The 16,373-nt window shown below is 62.7% G+C and carries 16 protein-coding genes; 5 read left to right on the plus strand and 11 right to left on the minus strand.

Going from position 1 to position 16,373, the window contains the following annotated elements; translation table 11 throughout:
* Window positions 1–8 precede the first annotated feature (8 nt).
* From hpf to APH34_RS10155, 4 genes are read left to right on the plus strand one after another with little or no spacing between them, the layout of a single operon-like run.
* A complete protein-coding gene (hpf, locus tag APH34_RS10140; RefSeq protein ID WP_003255135.1) occupies window positions 9–317 on the plus strand; it encodes a ribosome hibernation-promoting factor, HPF/YfiA family in 309 nt (102 codons plus the stop codon).
* Window positions 318–329: 12 nt separating this feature from the next.
* On the plus strand, window positions 330–794 hold the full coding sequence (ptsN, locus tag APH34_RS10145) for a PTS IIA-like nitrogen regulatory protein PtsN (RefSeq protein WP_054901036.1): 465 nt from the start codon (window positions 330–332) through the stop codon (window positions 792–794).
* A 2-nt stretch (window positions 795–796) separates the two neighbouring features.
* Window positions 797–1,651, plus strand: coding sequence for an RNase adapter RapZ (gene rapZ / locus APH34_RS10150; RefSeq protein WP_054901037.1), 855 nt, complete (start codon window positions 797–799; stop codon window positions 1,649–1,651).
* A 20-nt stretch (window positions 1,652–1,671) separates the two neighbouring features.
* The gene (locus APH34_RS10155) at window positions 1,672–1,944 is read left to right on the plus strand and encodes an HPr family phosphocarrier protein (RefSeq protein ID WP_054901038.1); all 273 of its coding nucleotides are present in this window, start codon (window positions 1,672–1,674) and stop codon (window positions 1,942–1,944) included.
* A 60-nt stretch (window positions 1,945–2,004) separates the two neighbouring features.
* Here APH34_RS10155 and APH34_RS10160 read toward each other — a convergent pair whose 3' ends face one another.
* From APH34_RS10160 to pmbA, 6 genes are all read right to left on the minus strand, one after another.
* A complete protein-coding gene (locus APH34_RS10160) occupies window positions 2,005–2,898 on the minus strand; it encodes a ZIP family metal transporter (RefSeq protein ID WP_054901039.1) in 894 nt (297 codons plus the stop codon).
* 11 nt (window positions 2,899–2,909) lie between these two features.
* Window positions 2,910–3,521 carry a superoxide dismutase gene (locus APH34_RS10165; protein WP_054901040.1) on the minus strand — a complete coding sequence of 204 codons (612 nt, stop codon included), beginning with the start codon at window positions 3,519–3,521 and terminating at the stop codon, window positions 2,910–2,912.
* Between the two features lies 1 nt (window position 3,522).
* Window positions 3,523–3,984, minus strand: a complete 462-nt coding sequence (locus tag APH34_RS10170) for a hypothetical protein (protein ID WP_054901041.1) — start codon at window positions 3,982–3,984, stop codon at window positions 3,523–3,525.
* A gap of 44 nt (window positions 3,985–4,028) precedes the next feature.
* The gene (locus APH34_RS10175) at window positions 4,029–5,405 is read right to left on the minus strand and encodes a lyase family protein (protein ID WP_054901042.1); all 1,377 of its coding nucleotides are present in this window, start codon (window positions 5,403–5,405) and stop codon (window positions 4,029–4,031) included.
* Window positions 5,398–5,799: a FagA protein gene (locus tag APH34_RS10180; protein WP_082422766.1), complete on the minus strand. Its 402-nt coding sequence runs from the start codon at window positions 5,797–5,799 to the stop codon at window positions 5,398–5,400. Before APH34_RS10180 ends, APH34_RS10175 begins: the two co-directional genes overlap by 8 nt.
* Window positions 5,800–5,928: 129 nt before the next feature.
* A complete protein-coding gene (gene pmbA / locus APH34_RS10185; protein WP_054901043.1) occupies window positions 5,929–7,275 on the minus strand; it encodes a metalloprotease PmbA in 1,347 nt (448 codons plus the stop codon).
* Between the two features lie 108 nt (window positions 7,276–7,383).
* Here pmbA and yjgA point away from each other — a divergent pair, with 108 nt between their 5' ends.
* The gene (yjgA, locus tag APH34_RS10190) at window positions 7,384–7,905 is read left to right on the plus strand and encodes a ribosome biogenesis factor YjgA (protein ID WP_054901044.1); all 522 of its coding nucleotides are present in this window, start codon (window positions 7,384–7,386) and stop codon (window positions 7,903–7,905) included.
* Window positions 7,906–8,030: 125 nt separating this feature from the next.
* Here the strand turns inward: yjgA and tldD are convergent, their stop codons facing one another.
* The 5 genes from tldD to APH34_RS10215 all read right to left on the minus strand — a co-directional run bounded on the left by tldD (window position 8,031) and on the right by APH34_RS10215 (window position 16,360).
* Window positions 8,031–9,470 (minus strand): metalloprotease TldD, encoded by a 1,440-nt coding sequence (tldD, locus tag APH34_RS10195; RefSeq protein ID WP_054901045.1) that lies wholly within the window; start codon window positions 9,468–9,470, stop codon window positions 8,031–8,033.
* A gap of 2 nt (window positions 9,471–9,472) precedes the next feature.
* The gene (locus APH34_RS10200) at window positions 9,473–10,324 is read right to left on the minus strand and encodes a carbon-nitrogen hydrolase family protein (protein ID WP_054901046.1); all 852 of its coding nucleotides are present in this window, start codon (window positions 10,322–10,324) and stop codon (window positions 9,473–9,475) included.
* A 14-nt stretch (window positions 10,325–10,338) separates the two neighbouring features.
* Window positions 10,339–14,148: a YhdP family protein gene (locus APH34_RS10205; RefSeq protein ID WP_054901047.1), complete on the minus strand. Its 3,810-nt coding sequence runs from the start codon at window positions 14,146–14,148 to the stop codon at window positions 10,339–10,341.
* Window positions 14,149–14,236: 88 nt separating this feature from the next.
* Entirely contained in the window at window positions 14,237–15,694 is a 1,458-nt protein-coding gene (gene rng, locus APH34_RS10210) for a ribonuclease G (RefSeq protein ID WP_054901048.1), read from the minus strand.
* A 54-nt stretch (window positions 15,695–15,748) separates the two neighbouring features.
* On the minus strand, window positions 15,749–16,360 hold the full coding sequence (locus APH34_RS10215) for a nucleoside triphosphate pyrophosphatase (protein ID WP_054901049.1): 612 nt from the start codon (window positions 16,358–16,360) through the stop codon (window positions 15,749–15,751).
* Between the last annotated feature and the right edge of the window lie 13 nt (window positions 16,361–16,373).

Below are 16,373 nucleotides of genomic sequence, written 5' to 3' on the forward strand. Positions count from 1 at the left end.
GAAGCTGTATGCAAGTCAATATCAGTGGACAGCATGTAGAAGTCACTCAGCCGCTGCGCGATTATGTGCTTGAAAAGCTCGCCCGCGTGGAGAGTCACTTCGACAAGATCACCAACGTGCAGGTCATCATGAAAGTCGAGAAGCTGCAGCAGAAGGTCGAAGCGACCTTGCAGATTCCCGGCGGCGAAGTGGTTGCCAACGCCGAACACGAAGACATGTATGCAGCGATCGACGCCCTGGCCGACAAGCTCGACCGCCAACTGAAAAAACACAAGGAAAAACAGCAAAGCCTGCTGCAAGGTGCAGCCGCCCGCTGATCCCCCTCATCCATGATCCGACTTGAAACCATCCTGACCCCCGGCCGTTCCCTCGTGAACGTGCCGGGCGGCAGTAAGAAACGCGCCCTTGAAAAGGTCGCCAACCTCATTGCCGAACAAGTACCCGAGTTGGAGATGCAGGTCGTCTTCGAAAAACTCATCGCTCGTGAAAAGCTCGGCTCCACCGGCTTCGGTAATGGCATTGCCATTCCCCACTGCCGGATCGAAGGATGCACTGCCCCCGTCAGCGCCTTGCTGCACCTGGACGCTCCAATCGACTACGACGCCATCGATGGTGCGCCGGTCGACCTGCTGTTCGTCCTGCTGGTGCCCGAGGCTGCCACCGACGCCCATCTCGAATTGCTGCGCCAGATTGCCAGCATGCTCGATCGCAAGGAGGTCCGCGATCGCCTGCGTGCTGCCAATAGCAGCGAGGCCCTGTACCAGGTTGTCCTGGACGTACAGAACGAGCACTGAACATGCGCCTGATCATCGTCAGCGGCCGGTCCGGCTCCGGCAAGAGTACCGCCCTCGATGTGCTGGAAGACAACGGCTATTACTGTATCGACAACCTGCCCGCCGGCCTGCTGCCGCAACTGGCGGAAAACGCGCTGATCAATACCGAGCTGCTGCAACCCAAGGTGGCCGTTTCGATCGATGCGCGTAACCTGCCGAGCCACTTGTCGCGCTTTCCGGACCTGCTGGCAGAAGCCCGTGGCCGCCATATCCAATGTGACGTGCTGTTTCTCGACGCCGACGAAGACACGCTGCTCAAGCGCTTCTCCGAGACGCGACGGCGCCACCCGTTGACCAACGCAGACCGCTCGCTGGCGGAGGCAATCCGCGTGGAAAGCGAGTTGCTCGGGCCGATCTCCGACCTTGCCGACCTGAAGATCGACACCACCAACCTCAACCTCTACCAACTGCGCGACTCGATCAAGCTGCGCTTGCTCAACCAGCCCGAGCCCGGCACCGCCTTCCTGGTCGAATCATTTGGCTTCAAGCGAGGCATGCCGGTCGACGCCGACGTGGTGTTCGATGTGCGCTGTCTGCCCAACCCCTACTGGAAGCCTGAGCTGCGCGAGCATTCCGGCCTGGATCAACCGGTAATCGACTACCTTGCCGCACAGCCGGATGTCGAAGAAATGTTCAACGACATTTCCAGCTACCTGCTCAAATGGCTGCCACGCTTTGCTGCCAGCAATCGCGCCTATGTCACTATCGCCATCGGCTGCACCGGCGGCCACCACCGCTCGGTGTACATCACCGAACGCCTTGGCCAATTGCTGCAACAGTCCCTGAAAAACGTCCAGGTCCGCCACCGCGACCTCTAGCCCACAGGATCCGCACCACGATGCCCGCCCGCGAAATCACCATCATCAACAAGCTGGGGCTACACGCCCGGGCGGCAGCCAAGTTCGTCGGCGTGGCCGGGCGTTTCCCCTGCCAGGTGCGGGTCGGGCGTGCGCCTGACAAGCTGGTTGACGGCAAGAGCATCATGGCCGTGATGATGCTGGCTGCGGGCAAAGGCACCCAGGTGCACCTGCACACCGAAGGTGAGCAAGACAGCGAAGCCCTGGAGGCGCTGGTGACGTTGATCAACAACTACTTCGACGAAGGCGAATAACGGCGTCATCTTCGCCGAGTGACCAGCACGCTGACAAAGACAGCTCCCGCTCCAGGTCCTTCACGACATCGCTGTATCCATCACCATCATCAGGCAAAACCCGATACATAGCCCAAGGCTGGCCAAGCGGTGGTGCCCGTTGCTGCGCGACTCGGGGATGATTTCCTGGGTCACCACCAACAACATCGCGCCCGCTGCACAGGCCAGGCCCAGAGGCAATAGCAGCTGTGCAACATTCACCAGCCAGGCACAGATCACTGCCGCCAGGGGCTCCACCAGCCCCGATGCGGCACCAATCAGAAATGCCTTGAACCGCGACATCCCCGCCCCTGCCAATACCAGCGCAATGACCAGGCCTTCGGGCACATCCTGCAAGGCAATGCCCATGGCCAGGCTGTCGGCATCGGGCATGCCGCCACCGGCTGACACACCAATGGCCATGCCTTCAGGTATGTTGTGGGCGATGATGGCGATGACGAACAACCAGATTCGCGCCGCGATCACCGGCTGGTTTTCACTGCCGACCAAGGCCTCTGGCGAAGCGCCAGACACCTTGAGGTCGACAACGAACAAGCAGAAGGCGCCGAACAACAAGCCGAAACTGACCAGGCCACCGGCACCCCACGGGCTGAAACCGAGGGCTTGTGCCGCGTCCAACCCCGGTATGATCAGGGAAAACGCTGTGGCGGCCAGCATCACGCCGGCACCAAAGCCCAGCAGGGTATCGGCCAGGGCCACTGGCATGTTGCGAATGACCAGCACCGGTACCGCGCCCAGCGCCGTCCCCAACGCGCACAATGCGCCGCCTTCCAGAGCACGCAGCATGCGCGGCTCCAGGTCCAGCCAGGCGATACCCCGTGCCACCAGCAGAGCCGTGCCGACCAGGAGCAACAAGGTGCCTAGCGCCAGGCGGAACAGGCGCACACTGCTGACAGACATCACCTCCGAGCGCATACCGGGTCGACTCACTTCAAGGCTTCGAGATAACGACGTTCCACTTCCGCCCAATCAATGACGTTGTAGAAAGCACCGATGTATTCCGGGCGACGATTCTGATACTTCAGGTAGTAGGCATGCTCCCACACATCCAGGCCGAGGATCGGCGTGTTGCCGTGCATCAGCGGGCTGTCCTGGTTGCCGCTGCTTTCCACCACCAGATGCTTCTCCGGGGTGACGCTGAGCCAGGCCCAGCCGCTGCCGAAGCGGGTCAGCGCAGCTTTGGTGAAGGCGTCCTTGAATGCCTCGAAACCACCCAGCCCTGTGTCGATGGCGTCGGCCACCTGGCCCTGTGGCTGACCACCCCCTTGCGGCGACATGACCGTCCAGAACAGTGAGTGGTTGGCGTGGCCACCACCGTGGTTGGTCACCGCACTGCGCAGGGCCTCGGGTAGTTGCTTGACTGCGCCGACGAGTTTTTCGACCGGCCATTCGGCCCACTCGGTACCTTCGATGGCAGCATTGAGGCCGTTGACATAGGTCTGGTGATGCTTGGTGTGATGAATCTCCATGGTCTGGGTATCGATGTGCGGCTCCAGCGCATCGTAGGCGTAAGGCAATGCAGGCAAGGTATGGGGCATATCAATGGATTCCGTAGGCTTGAGGGCTGGATGCCAGGCCCGGCTGGGCTGCCAGTTCACTGGCGGCTGGCACGTGGCGGTTGAGCAGGCGCTCGGTTCGCGGATACTGGCCGTACTCGGCGATGAAACTCAGGAGCTCGGTGTAGGTTCGCCCGCTGTGACGCAGTGCGGCATCTCGCAACGGCTGCGCCAGGCGGGGCTCCTGGCTGGCTTGCAGCAAGCGCTGGTGAGCAGCGCACAAGTAATCGGCACTCTCGTGCGGCTGGTTCAGGCGCAGGTGCAGGTCCGCCAGGTTGTGGTGGGCAATGACAAATGCCGCCACCGCTTCATCGACGTCATGCCAGCGCTCGAACAGCACTTGGGCCAAGGCCAGCGCTTGCAGATAGTGTTCGCGAGCATCGACCAGCTCACCCTGCTCGAACAGGCGATTGGCGGTTTCAGTGGTGCGTTTCCAGTGCTGCATGACGTTCCTCCTGCGCGCTGATGACTCATGCGCGCTGACGCGGGTCAGATTCCGCCGGCGGTGAGTTTTTCCGGGTCCAGCAGCGCCTCGAGCTGATCACGCGACAGATCGGTGTGCTCAAGCGCCACATCGATGATCGGGCGACCTTGCTTGTAGGCGGTCTTGGCGATCTCCGCGGCCTTGAGGTAGCCGATGATCGGATTTAGCGCTGTGACCAAGATCGGGTTGCGCGCCAAGGCTTCCTTGAGCTTGCCTTCGTTGACCTTGAAGGTTGCAATGGCCTTGTCGGCCAACAGGCGGCTGGCATTGGCCATCAGCTCGATGCTCTCCAACAGATTGCGGGCGATCACCGGCAACATCACGTTGAGCTCGAAGTTGCCCGATTGGCCTGCCACGGCGATGGTCGCGTCGTTGCCGATGACCTGAGCGGCAACCATGGCAGTGGCCTCGGGAATGACCGGGTTGACCTTGCCCGGCATGATCGAGGAGCCAGGCTGCAACCCTTGCAGCTCGATTTCTCCAAGACCTGCCAATGGGCCTGAGTTCATCCAGCGCAGGTCGTTGGCGATTTTCATCAGCGCCACGGCGGTCGTCTTGAGTTGCCCGGACAGCGCTACGGCGGTGTCCTGAGAGCCGATGAGGGCGAACAGGTTCTCACCCGGGGTGAACTTGACCTGGGTCAAGGCACTGAGTTGACGTGCGAAACCCGCGGCAAACTGCGGATGGGCGTTGATTCCGGTGCCCACAGCGGTCCCCCCTTGAGCCAGGGCTTGCAGGCTCGGCAGGATCGCTTCGAGATGCCCCTTGGCAGCATTGACCTGTGCAGCCCAACCCTCAAGCACCTGGCTCATGCGCACCGGCATGGCATCCATCAGGTGAGTACGGCCCGTCTTCACGTACTGGCGCACTTGCACCGACTTGGCTTCGATCACCTGAACCAGGTGGCCCAGTGCAGGCAGCAACTGCTCGTGCAGCGCCAACGCGGCGCTGACATGGATAGTGGTCGGGATGATGTCGTTGCTGCTCTGGCCACAGTTGACGTGATCGTTGGCATTGACCGGCTCGCCGAGCACTCGGCTGGCCAAGGTGGCGAGCACCTCGTTGGCGTTCATGTTCGAGCTGGTGCCGGAGCCAGTCTGGAATACATCGACCGGGAAGTGCGGGATGAAATCGCCGGCCAGCAGTTGCTCCACCGCCTGGACGATCGCCTGGCCCTGCCCTGCCGAGATCTGCTCCAGCTCGATATTGGCCTTGGCAGCAGCGGCCTTGGCCAGCAACAGGGCACGAATGAACTGGGCTGGCATACGTTGGCCGCTGATTGGGAAGTTGTCGACCGCGCGCTGGGTCTGGGCACCATACAGGGCCTGGGCCGGCACCTGCAGTTCACCCATGCTGTCACGCTCGATACGGGTATCACTCATCATCAAATCCTTGCATCAGTTCATCGGGAGAAATCGACGGCAACAACCGGCAATTGGCCAGTTGCAGGGCATAGGGCTGCCAGCGCTGGTTGTGTTCGCGGCGATCGAGGTTGCGCAGGTCGAGCAACGGCCGCCAGGCCTGGTCCAGGCACTGACAGCGCCAATGCCAGGGAAGCATGCGGTCGCACGCGGTATCGAGCAGCAGGCGGAAGGAGGTGAGTGCCACCGTCCATGGCGCAGTTTCGGTGCAGCACACCAGGTAGCGGCCCTCGGCCAGGTAGTGCTCGATCAGGCGCGGCTCATCAGGTTCGAGCGCACAGCGGATGCGCCGGCTGAGCCAGCGCCAGTTTTCCAGGTAAGGCAGTTCGCGCAGGACGGGTTTCATGAACATCATCGCCGGGGTTACTGGATAATGATATTCATTATTAAGTGATAACTAGAATCACTTCAAGAGGGGTGCGACGAAAGTAAAAAACCCGGCGCGAGGGCCGGGTTATGCAAATCAGTCTACAACGTGAAAGGATCAGCTACCGGCGACAGTCATGCGCTCGATCAGTACCGATCCCGTATGAATATTGCTGCGGGTTTCAAGATCGCTACCAATCGCGACAATCTGCTGGAACATGTCTTTCATATTACCGGCGATGGTCACCTCCTGAACGGCATGCTGGATCTCGCCGTTCTCGACCCAGAAGCCCGCCGCCCCACGGGAATAATCCCCGGTCACCATGTTCAGGCCATGGCCCATCAACTCGGTCACCAGCAACCCGCGCCCCATGCGACGGATCAGTGCTGCCTGGTCTTCCACGCCATGGGTGACGTAGAGGTTATGCACGCCACCGGCATTCGCTGTGCTAGGTAGCCCCAGCTTGCGCCCTGAATAGGTACCCAGCAGATAGGACACCAGCTCACCTTTGTCGACGAAGGGCTTGGCATAGGTAGCCAGCCCATCATCGTCGAACGCGGCGCTGCCCAGCGCGCGTGGAATGTGCGGGCGCTCGTCAAGGGTCAGCCAGCTGGGGAATAGCCGTTGCCCGATGGCACCGTCAAGGAACGACGACTTGCGGTACAGGTTGCCGCCGGAAATGGCCGACAGGAAGCTGCCGAACAGGCCACCGGCCAGCTCGGCAGAGAACAGTACCGGTACCTCGCAGGTCTTCACCGGGCGTGCGCCAAGACGGCTGGCGGCACGCTGGGCGGCACGCAGGCCGATGCTGCGCGGGTCGGCCAGCAGGTTGCCCTGACGGTTTACGTCATACCAGTAATCCCGCTGCATCTGCCCTTCGCCCTCGGCGATCATCACGCAGCTCAGGCTGTACCGAGTCGAGGCATAACCGCCGATGAACCCATGGCTGTTGCCGTACACACGGCAACCCTGGTGGGTATTGAGGGTCGTGCCATCAGCGTTGAGAATGCGCTTGTCGGCGTCAAATGCCGCAGCCTCGCAGGCCAGCGCCATTTCGATGGCCTTCTCTGGCTCGATATCCCAGTCGTGATAGAGATCGAGGTCCGGGATTTCACGGGCCATCAGCGCCGCGTCGGCCAGGCCCGCGCACTCGTCCTCGGAGGTGTGCTTGGCAATCGCCAATGCGGCGGCAACGGTTTCACGAATTGCTTCCGGGCCACTGGCCGAGGTGCTGGCCGACCCCTTGCGCTGGCCAACATAGAGGGTGATGCCAAAGCCCTGGTCGCGGTTGAACTCAACCGTTTCGACCTCACGCTGGCGTACGGTGGTGGACAGGCCCTGCTCCAGCGACACCGCCACTTCGCAGGCACTGGCGCCCTGCTGGCGCGCCTCGGCGATGATCGCTTCGACCTGTTCCTGCAACACTGGCAGGTCCTTCGGGCCTACGCTCTGGACTGCACTCATGGTTTTCTCCACTCAAATTCTGCGTTCGGCAGGGGTCATTCTACGACCGGGCCGGACAAGCGGCCCCCGACTGGTTATCATGGCGGCGATTTCTAGCGGACTGCCACCATGGTTGATTCATACGACGACGCCTTCGACGGCGAAAAAAGCAAAACCCAGATCAAGCGCGAACTGCATGCACTGGTCGAACTCGGCGAGCGACTGACCACGGTCAAGGCCGATACCCTGGCACGCCTGCCGCTGACCGACGAACTGCGCAAGGCGCTGGCCGACGCCTCCAAGCACACTGCCCATGGCGCACGCAAACGCCACATGTCGTTCGTCGGCAAGCTGATGCGCGACCAGGACCTGGACGCCATCCACGCGGTACTCGAGCAGATCGACAGCTCCAGCCGCCAGTACAACGAGCGCTTCCACAACCTGGAACGCTGGCGTGACCGCCTGATCGACGGTAATGACGAAGACCTTGAGCGCTTCGTCAACGAGTACCCCGAAACCGACCGTCAGCAACTGCGTTCGCTGATCCGTCACGCGCAACACGAGAAAGCGCGGAACAAACCGCCTGCCGCTGCGCGCAAGGTGTTCAAGTACATCCGCGACCTCGATGAATTGCAGCGCGGCCTGCGCTGACAGGTCGGTACGCAACCCCTCGGGGAGCGGGCCTGTCCCGCAACCCTCGGCGAAGCCGGTGCCAGCCAGCACCGGGTCGCTTTCTGCACAGGTCAAGCCCGCTCCCACGCAGGCCCTGAAGGCCATCAGGCGCCGGTACCACCGACGGTGATCGCGTCCAGCTTCAAGGTCGGCTGCCCTACCCCAACCGGCACCGATTGCCCATCCTTGCCACACGTCCCCACGCCACTGTCCAGCGCCAGGTCGTTGCCGACCATCGACACCCGGCTCATTGCCTCAGGGCCATTGCCGATCAGCGTCGCGCCCTTCACCGGAGCAGTGATCTTGCCGTCTTCGATCAGATACGCTTCGCTGGTGGAGAACACGAACTTGCCGCTGGTGATATCTACCTGGCCGCCGCCGAGATTGGCGCAGTAGATGCCCTTCTTCACCGACGCGATGATTTCCTGCGGATCGCTTTCGCCGGCACGCATGTAGGTGTTGGTCATGCGTGGCATCGGCAGATGAGCGTAGGATTCTCGACGGCCATTGCCGGTCACGGCCATGCCCATCAGGCGCGCATTGAGCTTGTCCTGCATGTAGCCCTTGAGCACACCGTTCTCGATGAGCGTGGTGCATTCGGTCGGCGTGCCTTCGTCGTCAACGCTCAGCGAGCCACGACGGCCTTCGAGGGTGCCGTCGTCGACGATGGTGCACAGGCTCGATGCGACTTTTTCACCAATACGGCCACTGAAGGCGGAGCTGCCCTTGCGGTTGAAGTCGCCTTCCAGGCCATGGCCCACCGCTTCATGCAACAGTACCCCCGACCAGCCGGAGCCCAGCACTACCGGCAAGGTGCCAGCAGGCGCAGGGATCGCTTCCAGGTTCACCAAGGCCTGGCGCAGTGCCTCACGGGCATAGCCCATGACCCGCTCCTCGGTGAAGAAGCGATAGTCGGTACGCCCGCCGCCACCTTGGCCGCCGCGCTCACGGCGGCCATTCTGTTCGACGATGACACTGACATTGAAGCGCACCAGCGGCCGCACATCGGCCGCCAGGCTGCCGTCAGCGGCTGCAATCAGAATGCGCTCCCAGACCCCGGCCATGCTCACGCTGACCTGCTGGATACGCGGATCCAGCGCCCGCGTAGCGGCATCGACGCGCTTTAGCAGCTCGACCTTCTCGGCACGGCTGAGGACATCCAGTGGGTTGTCTGGCGCATACAAGGCCGTTACATCCTGGCTGCGGAAGGCCTGGACCGTGCCATTCTGGCCAGCACGGGAAATCGAACGGGCGGCACGTGCCGCCGAGGTCAGTGCTTCATGGTTGATGGCGTTGCTGTAGGCAAAACCGGTTTTCTCACCCGACTGGGCACGCACGCCCACGCCTTGGTCGAGGTTGAAGCTACCCTCCTTGACGATGCCGTCCTCCAGCGCCCAGGTTTCCGAGATCTGGCCCTGGAAGTACAGGTCGGCGGCGTCGATGCCCGGGCCTGCCAACTCCCCCAGCACAGCCTGCAGGCTGTCCAGGGTCAGTCCGCCTGGGGCCAGGAGCTGCTCGCTGACGGTGGATAACATCTGGCTCATAGTCACTCCGAGGTGTGCGCAGGCCGCAAGGCGTCCTGCGAGAAAAAGCGCCGGTGCGAGGCAACCGGCATGCGCGCCCGAATGGACGCCTGTTCATCACTGTCACGCTCGGCGAGCAATACCGCTTCGCCTTGCGCCTGTTCGGCGACGATCCGCCCCCAAGGGTCGACGATCGCCGCATGCCCGTGGGTTTCCCGTGGGCCTGGATGGGTACCACCCTGCGCGGCGGCCAGGACATAACATTGGGTCTCGATGGCGCGTGCACGAATCAGCACTTCCCAATGCGCTGCCCCTGTGACCGCAGTAAACGCGGCCGGTGCCGTAATCAGTTGCGCACCGGCGCCGCGCAGAGCGCTGTACAGCTCGGGGAAACGCAGGTCATAACAAACACTCAACCCCAGGCGCCCCACCGGCGTGTCAGCCACCACTACGCGAGCGCCATGGGCATAGTCGTCGGACTCACGGTAGCGGCCACGGTTATCGGCCACGTCGACATCGAACAGGTGCAGCTTGTCGTACCGCGCAACCACTTCGCCGTGCTCGTCGATCAGCAGCGAACAGGCATGGGCCTTGGCATCGGGCTGGGCGGCAGGCGGCAACGGCAATGTGCCGGCCACTATCCATAATCTGAGGTCGCGAGCCGTGCGTTTCAACCACGGCAGGATCGGCCCTTCACCCAGCGCCTCTGCCCGGCCAATTGCGGCAGCGTCCTTGCGGCCCATGGCCGCGAAGTTTTCTGGCAGTACCGCCAGCCGTGCGCCGCCGTATGCGGCTTGTTCAAGCAGGGCGCCCGCGCGTTGCAGGTTGGCCAGCACATCGTCCTGGCTGACCATCTGGATTACCGCTACCTTCATGGGCGCTCCTGACACTATTTGTTGAAGGGTTTCACAAAGGTGATTCTAGGCTCTTTCCACGGCCCTTCGACCCGATAGTGCACACTGGCAAAGCGCGAAACCCGGTCGCCGATCAGCCGATCGACCAGGAACAGCGCCCCGCCGACCGCCGGTGCACCGACGATCAGCGCCGCCAGCGGCAGGTTGTTGGTCACTGGCAGTGATACCTGCAGGTTGGCGTCGACCCGGTCACGAACCAGGTCCAAAGTGCCGTCGAGCTCAAAATTGCTCGATGGCCCAGTAACGGCGATCGGCTCACGGGTCACGTAGACACCGTCACTGGCCACCAGCAGACCTTTGATCCGGTCATAGGCCAGGCCTTTGTCGAACAGGTCGGAAAAGTCCAGGCGCAAGCGGCGGCCAATGGAGTTGAAATTGAGCAGGCCGAACACTCGCAGGGCTTGGGCCCCACCTTCCACCTCGACGAACTGCCCTGTACGCAACGCCGCATCCATGCTGCCAGAGAAGCGTTTGAGGCCGACCCAGGCAGGTGAGCCAGGCCAGCGACCGTCCACATCCAGGCGAAAATCGCGGCTGGTCACGGTGGGGGCGAAGCCCCAGGCCTCAAGCACGTCACCCAGGTTCTTGCCATCCAGGCGTCCCTTGTACCAACTGCTGGTGGCACCCGGGTTACCCTCCCACGCGCCGCTACCGTCGATGTGTAGCCCCTTGAGGTCCAGGTCGATGTCCTGCGCCGCCACGCCGCGGGCGGTCGGCCGGAGTTTCAGAGCAACCTTGCCGAACAGATCATCACCGCGATACAGCTTGTCGATGGTCAGGTCCAACGCCGGCACCTTACGCGGATCGAAAGAGGCCAGCGGGTCAGGGCCCTCCTCCGCTTGCGCTTCGGCGGGGTCAGCGGCAGGCAGGCGCAGGGTCTGCAAGCGCACCGTCATCGCCGCACCCTTGGCGTCGGGCAGGCGCGCGTTACCGATGACTTCCCTGCTGTCCAGCCGCAGATCCCAGGCAGGGCCGCCACGGGCCATGCGTACCACCGCCTGGTTCAGGTCCATGCCAAAGGCCTTCAGTTGGCCAATGCTCAAGTCGACGCTCTGCAGGGTCTGACGGGCACTGCCGCCTGGGTCATCACCGCCCAGGCGCGACATCTGCTCTTGCCAGGGCGCCAGGTCCAGGCTCTGCAACCGCCCGCGTACACGCAAGCCTTGGCCGGAAGGGACCTGCGCCTGTCCAGTCCCCAGCAGCAACTCACCACGGCCCTGGGCCAAGTTGTCGGCGGGTGCGGCATAGGCAAAGCGCGCAAGCTCGGCGTAGGCTCCATCGAAGCGCCGCTGGGTGCCTTGCAGGTTCATGCTGAAACGGCTGTCTCGGGTATCCGCCGCAGCCTTGCCAAACGGGGCCGGCAGGTCGATGGCAAGGCCTTTGAGCGACGAGTTCACGCTCAGGCTGTTGTCACTGCTCCCCAGATTGAGCTGCAACTGGTAGGGCAAGTCACCCGAAGCAGGCAACGCCTGCTTGAACTGCAACCAGTCGGTCAGGGCCTTGAGCGATACCTGGCCGCTTGCACTGATGCGCGTCTGCATCTGCCCTGGCTGCCCTTGGGCGGTGATCTGCGCAGTGACGGGCTTGCCGAACGCCTGTAGGGCGATGTCCCGGCCACTGAGCCCCTTGTCCAGGTCGAAACTGAACTCGCCTTTGAGGCGGCTTAGCTCCAGGCTGGGCGGCGCCACCTTCAAGCGGGCATCGTTGGTGGCGAAATCGACCAGCACCTTCGGCCGCTCGCCATGGGCCAAGGGGATATCGAGCTTGACGCGCCCCTTGAGCGGCCCCTCGCCTTCCCAACCGGCAAAGATCTCCTCGGTACCAATCGGCGCCTGCTTGAGAATCTTCAAGCCATCGCCAAGGCTGCCGTCAAAATCGCCATCAAGGTACAGGTGGCTGTGCTGATCGCCATCGACATGGGGAATGTCGACGCTGACATCGCTGACCTGAGTACCCAGCAACAGGCCTTTTCTGGCCTTGATGCGCACGCCGCTGTCTTCGATCAGCACATCACCCTCGACATGCTGCACCTGTGGCCAGCCAGGCTGGAAGTCCAAAGCAGCGTCGTGCACCTTGAAGAACAGGCTGATACTGCGCGCCTGCGGCGAAGCACCGTGGTTGAGCGAACCCTGGTACTGGAAATAGCCCTGGTCCACATTGCCTTTGACGATGGCACTGCGCAGCCATTCATCCAGGGCCGGGCTGAGCACCTCGGGCAGGTATTTGGCTGTGTAACGGCCATCACCTTCGGTCAGGCCGACGCGCAGGTCCATATAGCTCTCGGTGCCTTCGGCGAACAGCAGGCGAATCAGGAAATCCCCGGCAATCTTGCCCTCTTCACCCAGTACCTTCAGGTAAGGGGCGATCAGGGTGAAGCCGTCCTTGTCGAGCGCCCAGGTCAGGCGCGCGTTGGCTTTCTGGTAATGCCAGGGTTTGGCGAAGATCGGGTAGAGGTGCAGCATGAATGCGTCGGTATCCAGACACAGCTCGCCGTGCCCCAGATCGCCGCTGATACTGCCGCTCACATTGCCTGCAGCCGGGGCGCCATGGTAGGCATCGAAGCCGACCTTTTCCAGGTTGGCGGCAAACTGCAAACGCTGGTCGCCTTCGGCCTTGGGCCGCACTTCAAGACGCACATTGCGCAGCGCGCCAGTGACGTTCAAGGCATCGACCACGGTCATGAGTTTTTCTGGCAGCGGCGCCAGGGCATTGATCAGCGGGGTGAGTGGCGTGAGGTCGAGGCGGTCTGCCTGCACCTGCCAGCGCTCGGCCGAGGGGTCTTCACCCATGCGTTGGCGCACCTGCAGGTGCGACTCCCAACGGGCCTTGCCAATGTTGGCAGCCAGCGAATCGACCACCACATCGAAGCCCTGGTCCTGGCGCTGCAGCCAGGCCGACATGGCCAGGTTATCCAGCGTGACAGCTTTACGCTCGGCATAGGCACCCCGCAGCTGTGGGGCGTTGAGTCGGACCGCTGCCTGCTGCAGTTGGCCTTTGCGCCAGTCGACCCAGAACTCGCCTCCGGCGCGCAGTGCATCCGCATGCCATTGGCCGAGAAGCCGTGGCGGCAACCAGCGTGCCCAGTCGCTTTGTGGCAGGCTTAGATAAGCCTCGAACTGGCCGTCGCGCCAGGCCTTGGCCGTTGCCCTGCTGCGCAGGTTGAGCGCCATGGGCTGGCCATCGGGCAAGGTCGCGCGCAGGTCCAGGGCCTGGCGCGAGGTGCCGGCTTTAAGGCCGAGGCTGACACAGGTAAGCGTCAACGGGTCACGCTGCCAGGGCTGCAGGGTGACCTGGCTGTCGAACACATCAATGCGCCCCAATTGGCGCAGGCGCTGCAGCAGCTCGGCCGGGTCCAGCGGCGCGTCGTCTTTTTTCGGCAGGCCTTCCAGGGCCCATTCGCCCTGCTCGTTCTCACGCAGGATCAGTTGCAACCCCGAGAGCTGGATATGCGCCAGGCGCAGCTCGCGGGAGGTCAGGCTCGCCCACAGATCGGGCACCAGCCTGACATCATCCAGGCGCAGAGCAGCAGCGCCCTCGCCCAGTTGCAGGTCACGCACCCGCAGTACCGGCGCCAGGCCACTCCAGCGCCCTTCCAGGGCACCGACATGCACCGGCATGCCTAACGCCTGCTCGGCCTTCTGTTCGGCGTCTGCACGGTACTCGGCCACCAACGGCACCAGCTCGCGCCCGAGGCTGACGTAAACCGCCACCAGCACTGCCAGCAAGGCGCAGATCCCTAGTCCCCAACGGGTCAAGGCAACAAGAACGCGGGTCAGACGTCCCATGGCCACGGCCCTCCGGTTCGTTTATCCATGATGGCTGCCTGGGCCGTTTTTGCCAGCCCAGCCATCAAATGGCGCGCGTCAAGAAGCCTCAGAGCAGCACCACATCGTATTGTTCCTGCGAATACATCGACTCGACCTGGAAGCGAATGGTTCGGCCGATGAAAGCTTCCAGCTCGGCCACATTACCTGACTCTTCGTCGAGCAGACGGTCGACCACCTTCTGGTTGGCCAGCACCCGATAGCCCTCGGCCTGATAGGCACGGGCTTCACGGAGGATCTCGCGGAAGATTTCGTAGCAGATTGTTTCTGGGGTTTTCAGCTTGCCGCGGCCCTGACAAGCCACGCAGGGCTCGCACAGCACCTGCTCGAGGCTTTCGCGGGTGCGCTTGCGAGTCATCTGCACCAGCCCCAGCTCGGTGATGCCGATGATGTTGGTCTTGGCATGATCTCGCTCGAGCTGCTTTTCCAGGGTACGCAGCACCTGACGCTGGTGCTCTTCGTCTTCCATGTCGATGAAGTCGATGATGATGATCCCGCCGATGTTGCGCAGGCGCAGTTGCCGGGCAATGGCCGTGGCCGCTTCGAGGTTGGTCTTGAAGATGGTCTCTTCGAGGTTGCGGTGGCCAACGAATGCACCGGTGTTGACGTCGATGGTGGTCATCGCCTCGGCGGGGTCGACCACCAGGTAGCCTCCAGACTTGAGCGGTACCTTGCGCTCCAGTGCACGCTGGATTTCATCCTCGACGCCATACAGGTCGAAGATCGGTCGCTCGCCGGGGTAATGTTCCAGCCGGTCGGCGATCTCCGGCATCAGTTCGGCAACGAACTGCGTGGTTTTCTGGAACGTTTCCCGCGAATCGATGCGGATTTTCTCAATCTTCGGGTTGACCAGGTCCCGCAACGTACGCAGCGCCAGGCCGAGGTCTTCGTAAATGACCGTAGGAGCGCCGCAGGTCTTGATCTGGCTGCCGATCTGCTCCCACAGACGGCGCAGGTAGCGGATGTCCTGCAGGATCTCTTCGGCGCGCGCGCCCTCGGCGGCGGTACGCAGGATGAAACCACCGGCGTCCTTGATGTCCTCGCTGTCCATGCAGTTGCTGACCACCTGTTTGAGGCGTTCACGCTCGGCTTCGTCTTCGATTTTCAGGGAAATACCGACATGGCTGCTGCGCGGCATGTACACCAGGTAGCGCGAGGGGATCGACAGCTGCGTGGTCAGGCGGGCGCCCTTGGTACCGATCGGGTCCTTGGTCACCTGCACCACCAAGGCCTGGCCTTCATGCACCAGTGCGGTGATGGTTTCTACCGCCGAGCCTTCTCGCTGGGATATTTCCGAAGCATGAATGAACGCAGCGCGCTCAAGGCCGATGTCGACAAACGCCGCCTGCATGCCGGGCAGCACGCGGACTACCTTGCCTTTGTAGATATTGCCGACAATGCCACGGCGCAGGGTGCGCTCGACGTGCACTTCCTGCAGCACCCCGTTTTCCACCACCGCCACACGTGACTCCATCGGGGTGATGTTGATCAGGATCTCTTCACTCATGGCAGGCTCTCGTCAAAGGTCTTCGGTAATGATGGATCGCGGGTGCCGGGCTGGCTACTGCTGGTTTGTTACCTCAGGCAAAAGCGCCGGTACCTGCCAGCAGGCAATACCGAATTGAGCGAGCAGTTCGGCCGTTTCGCTCAGGGGCAGGCCGACCACTGCCGAGTAGCTGCCTTGGAGGCCGGTGACGAACACCGCGCCCAGGCCTTGAATAGCGTAGCCGCCGGCTTTGTCCGCCGGTTCGCCACTGGCCCAGTAGCGCTGGGCCTCTTCGACGCTGATAGGGCGAAAACGCACCTTGCTGGTCACGCAGACACTCAGGCAGCACTGCCCATCGCTCAGCGCTACTGCCGTCAGCACCTGATGCTCGCGACCGGCCAGGTCGCCCAGCATGGCCAGGGCATGTTCGCGGTTTTCCGGTTTGCCGAGAATACGACCATCGAGCACCACCGCAGTGTCTGCCCCCAGCACCACTGCCGGCCCGCCAACACTGGCAAGGCCGGCTTCGGCTTTCGCCCGCGCCAGGCGTTCGACATAGGCCACGGCGCTTTCATCGGGCAAGGGGGTTTCATCGATGGGGGCACTGGTGATGCTGAACGGCACGCCGATCTGGGTCAGCAGTTCGCGACGACGGGGTGAGCCGGAGGCCAGGTAAAGTGGTTTCATGCAGACATCTCCC

The sequence above is a fragment of the Pseudomonas sp. NBRC 111131 genome (assembly GCF_001320525.1).
Classification (GTDB): Bacteria; Pseudomonadota; Gammaproteobacteria; order Pseudomonadales; family Pseudomonadaceae; genus Aquipseudomonas; species Aquipseudomonas ceruminis.

Excerpts from the sequence above, each read along its gene's own strand:
- APH34_RS10160 (WP_054901039.1), bottom strand. The coding sequence starts at position 2,898 with ATGCGCTCGGAGGTGATGTCTGTCAGCAGTGTGCGCCTGTTCCGCCTG.
- APH34_RS10155 (WP_054901038.1), top strand. The coding sequence starts at position 1,672 with ATGCCCGCCCGCGAAATCACCATCATCAACAAGCTGGGGCTACACGCC.
- APH34_RS10180 (WP_082422766.1), bottom strand. The coding sequence starts at position 5,799 with ATGATGTTCATGAAACCCGTCCTGCGCGAACTGCCTTACCTGGAAAAC.
- APH34_RS10165 (WP_054901040.1), bottom strand. The coding sequence starts at position 3,521 with ATGCCCCATACCTTGCCTGCATTGCCTTACGCCTACGATGCGCTGGAG.
- APH34_RS10200 (WP_054901046.1), bottom strand. The coding sequence starts at position 10,324 with ATGAAGGTAGCGGTAATCCAGATGGTCAGCCAGGACGATGTGCTGGCC.
- pmbA (WP_054901043.1), bottom strand. The coding sequence starts at position 7,275 with ATGAGTGCAGTCCAGAGCGTAGGCCCGAAGGACCTGCCAGTGTTGCAG.
- APH34_RS10170 (WP_054901041.1), bottom strand. The coding sequence starts at position 3,984 with ATGCAGCACTGGAAACGCACCACTGAAACCGCCAATCGCCTGTTCGAG.
- tldD (WP_054901045.1), bottom strand. The coding sequence starts at position 9,470 with ATGAGCCAGATGTTATCCACCGTCAGCGAGCAGCTCCTGGCCCCAGGC.
- rng (WP_054901048.1), bottom strand. The coding sequence starts at position 15,694 with ATGAGTGAAGAGATCCTGATCAACATCACCCCGATGGAGTCACGTGTG.
- rapZ (WP_054901037.1), top strand. The coding sequence starts at position 797 with ATGCGCCTGATCATCGTCAGCGGCCGGTCCGGCTCCGGCAAGAGTACC.
- APH34_RS10205 (WP_054901047.1), bottom strand. The coding sequence starts at position 14,148 with ATGGGACGTCTGACCCGCGTTCTTGTTGCCTTGACCCGTTGGGGACTA.
- APH34_RS10215 (WP_054901049.1), bottom strand. The coding sequence starts at position 16,360 with ATGAAACCACTTTACCTGGCCTCCGGCTCACCCCGTCGTCGCGAACTG.
- hpf (WP_003255135.1), top strand. The coding sequence starts at position 9 with ATGCAAGTCAATATCAGTGGACAGCATGTAGAAGTCACTCAGCCGCTG.
- yjgA (WP_054901044.1), top strand. The coding sequence starts at position 7,384 with ATGGTTGATTCATACGACGACGCCTTCGACGGCGAAAAAAGCAAAACC.
- ptsN (WP_054901036.1), top strand. The coding sequence starts at position 330 with ATGATCCGACTTGAAACCATCCTGACCCCCGGCCGTTCCCTCGTGAAC.
- APH34_RS10175 (WP_054901042.1), bottom strand. The coding sequence starts at position 5,405 with ATGAGTGATACCCGTATCGAGCGTGACAGCATGGGTGAACTGCAGGTG.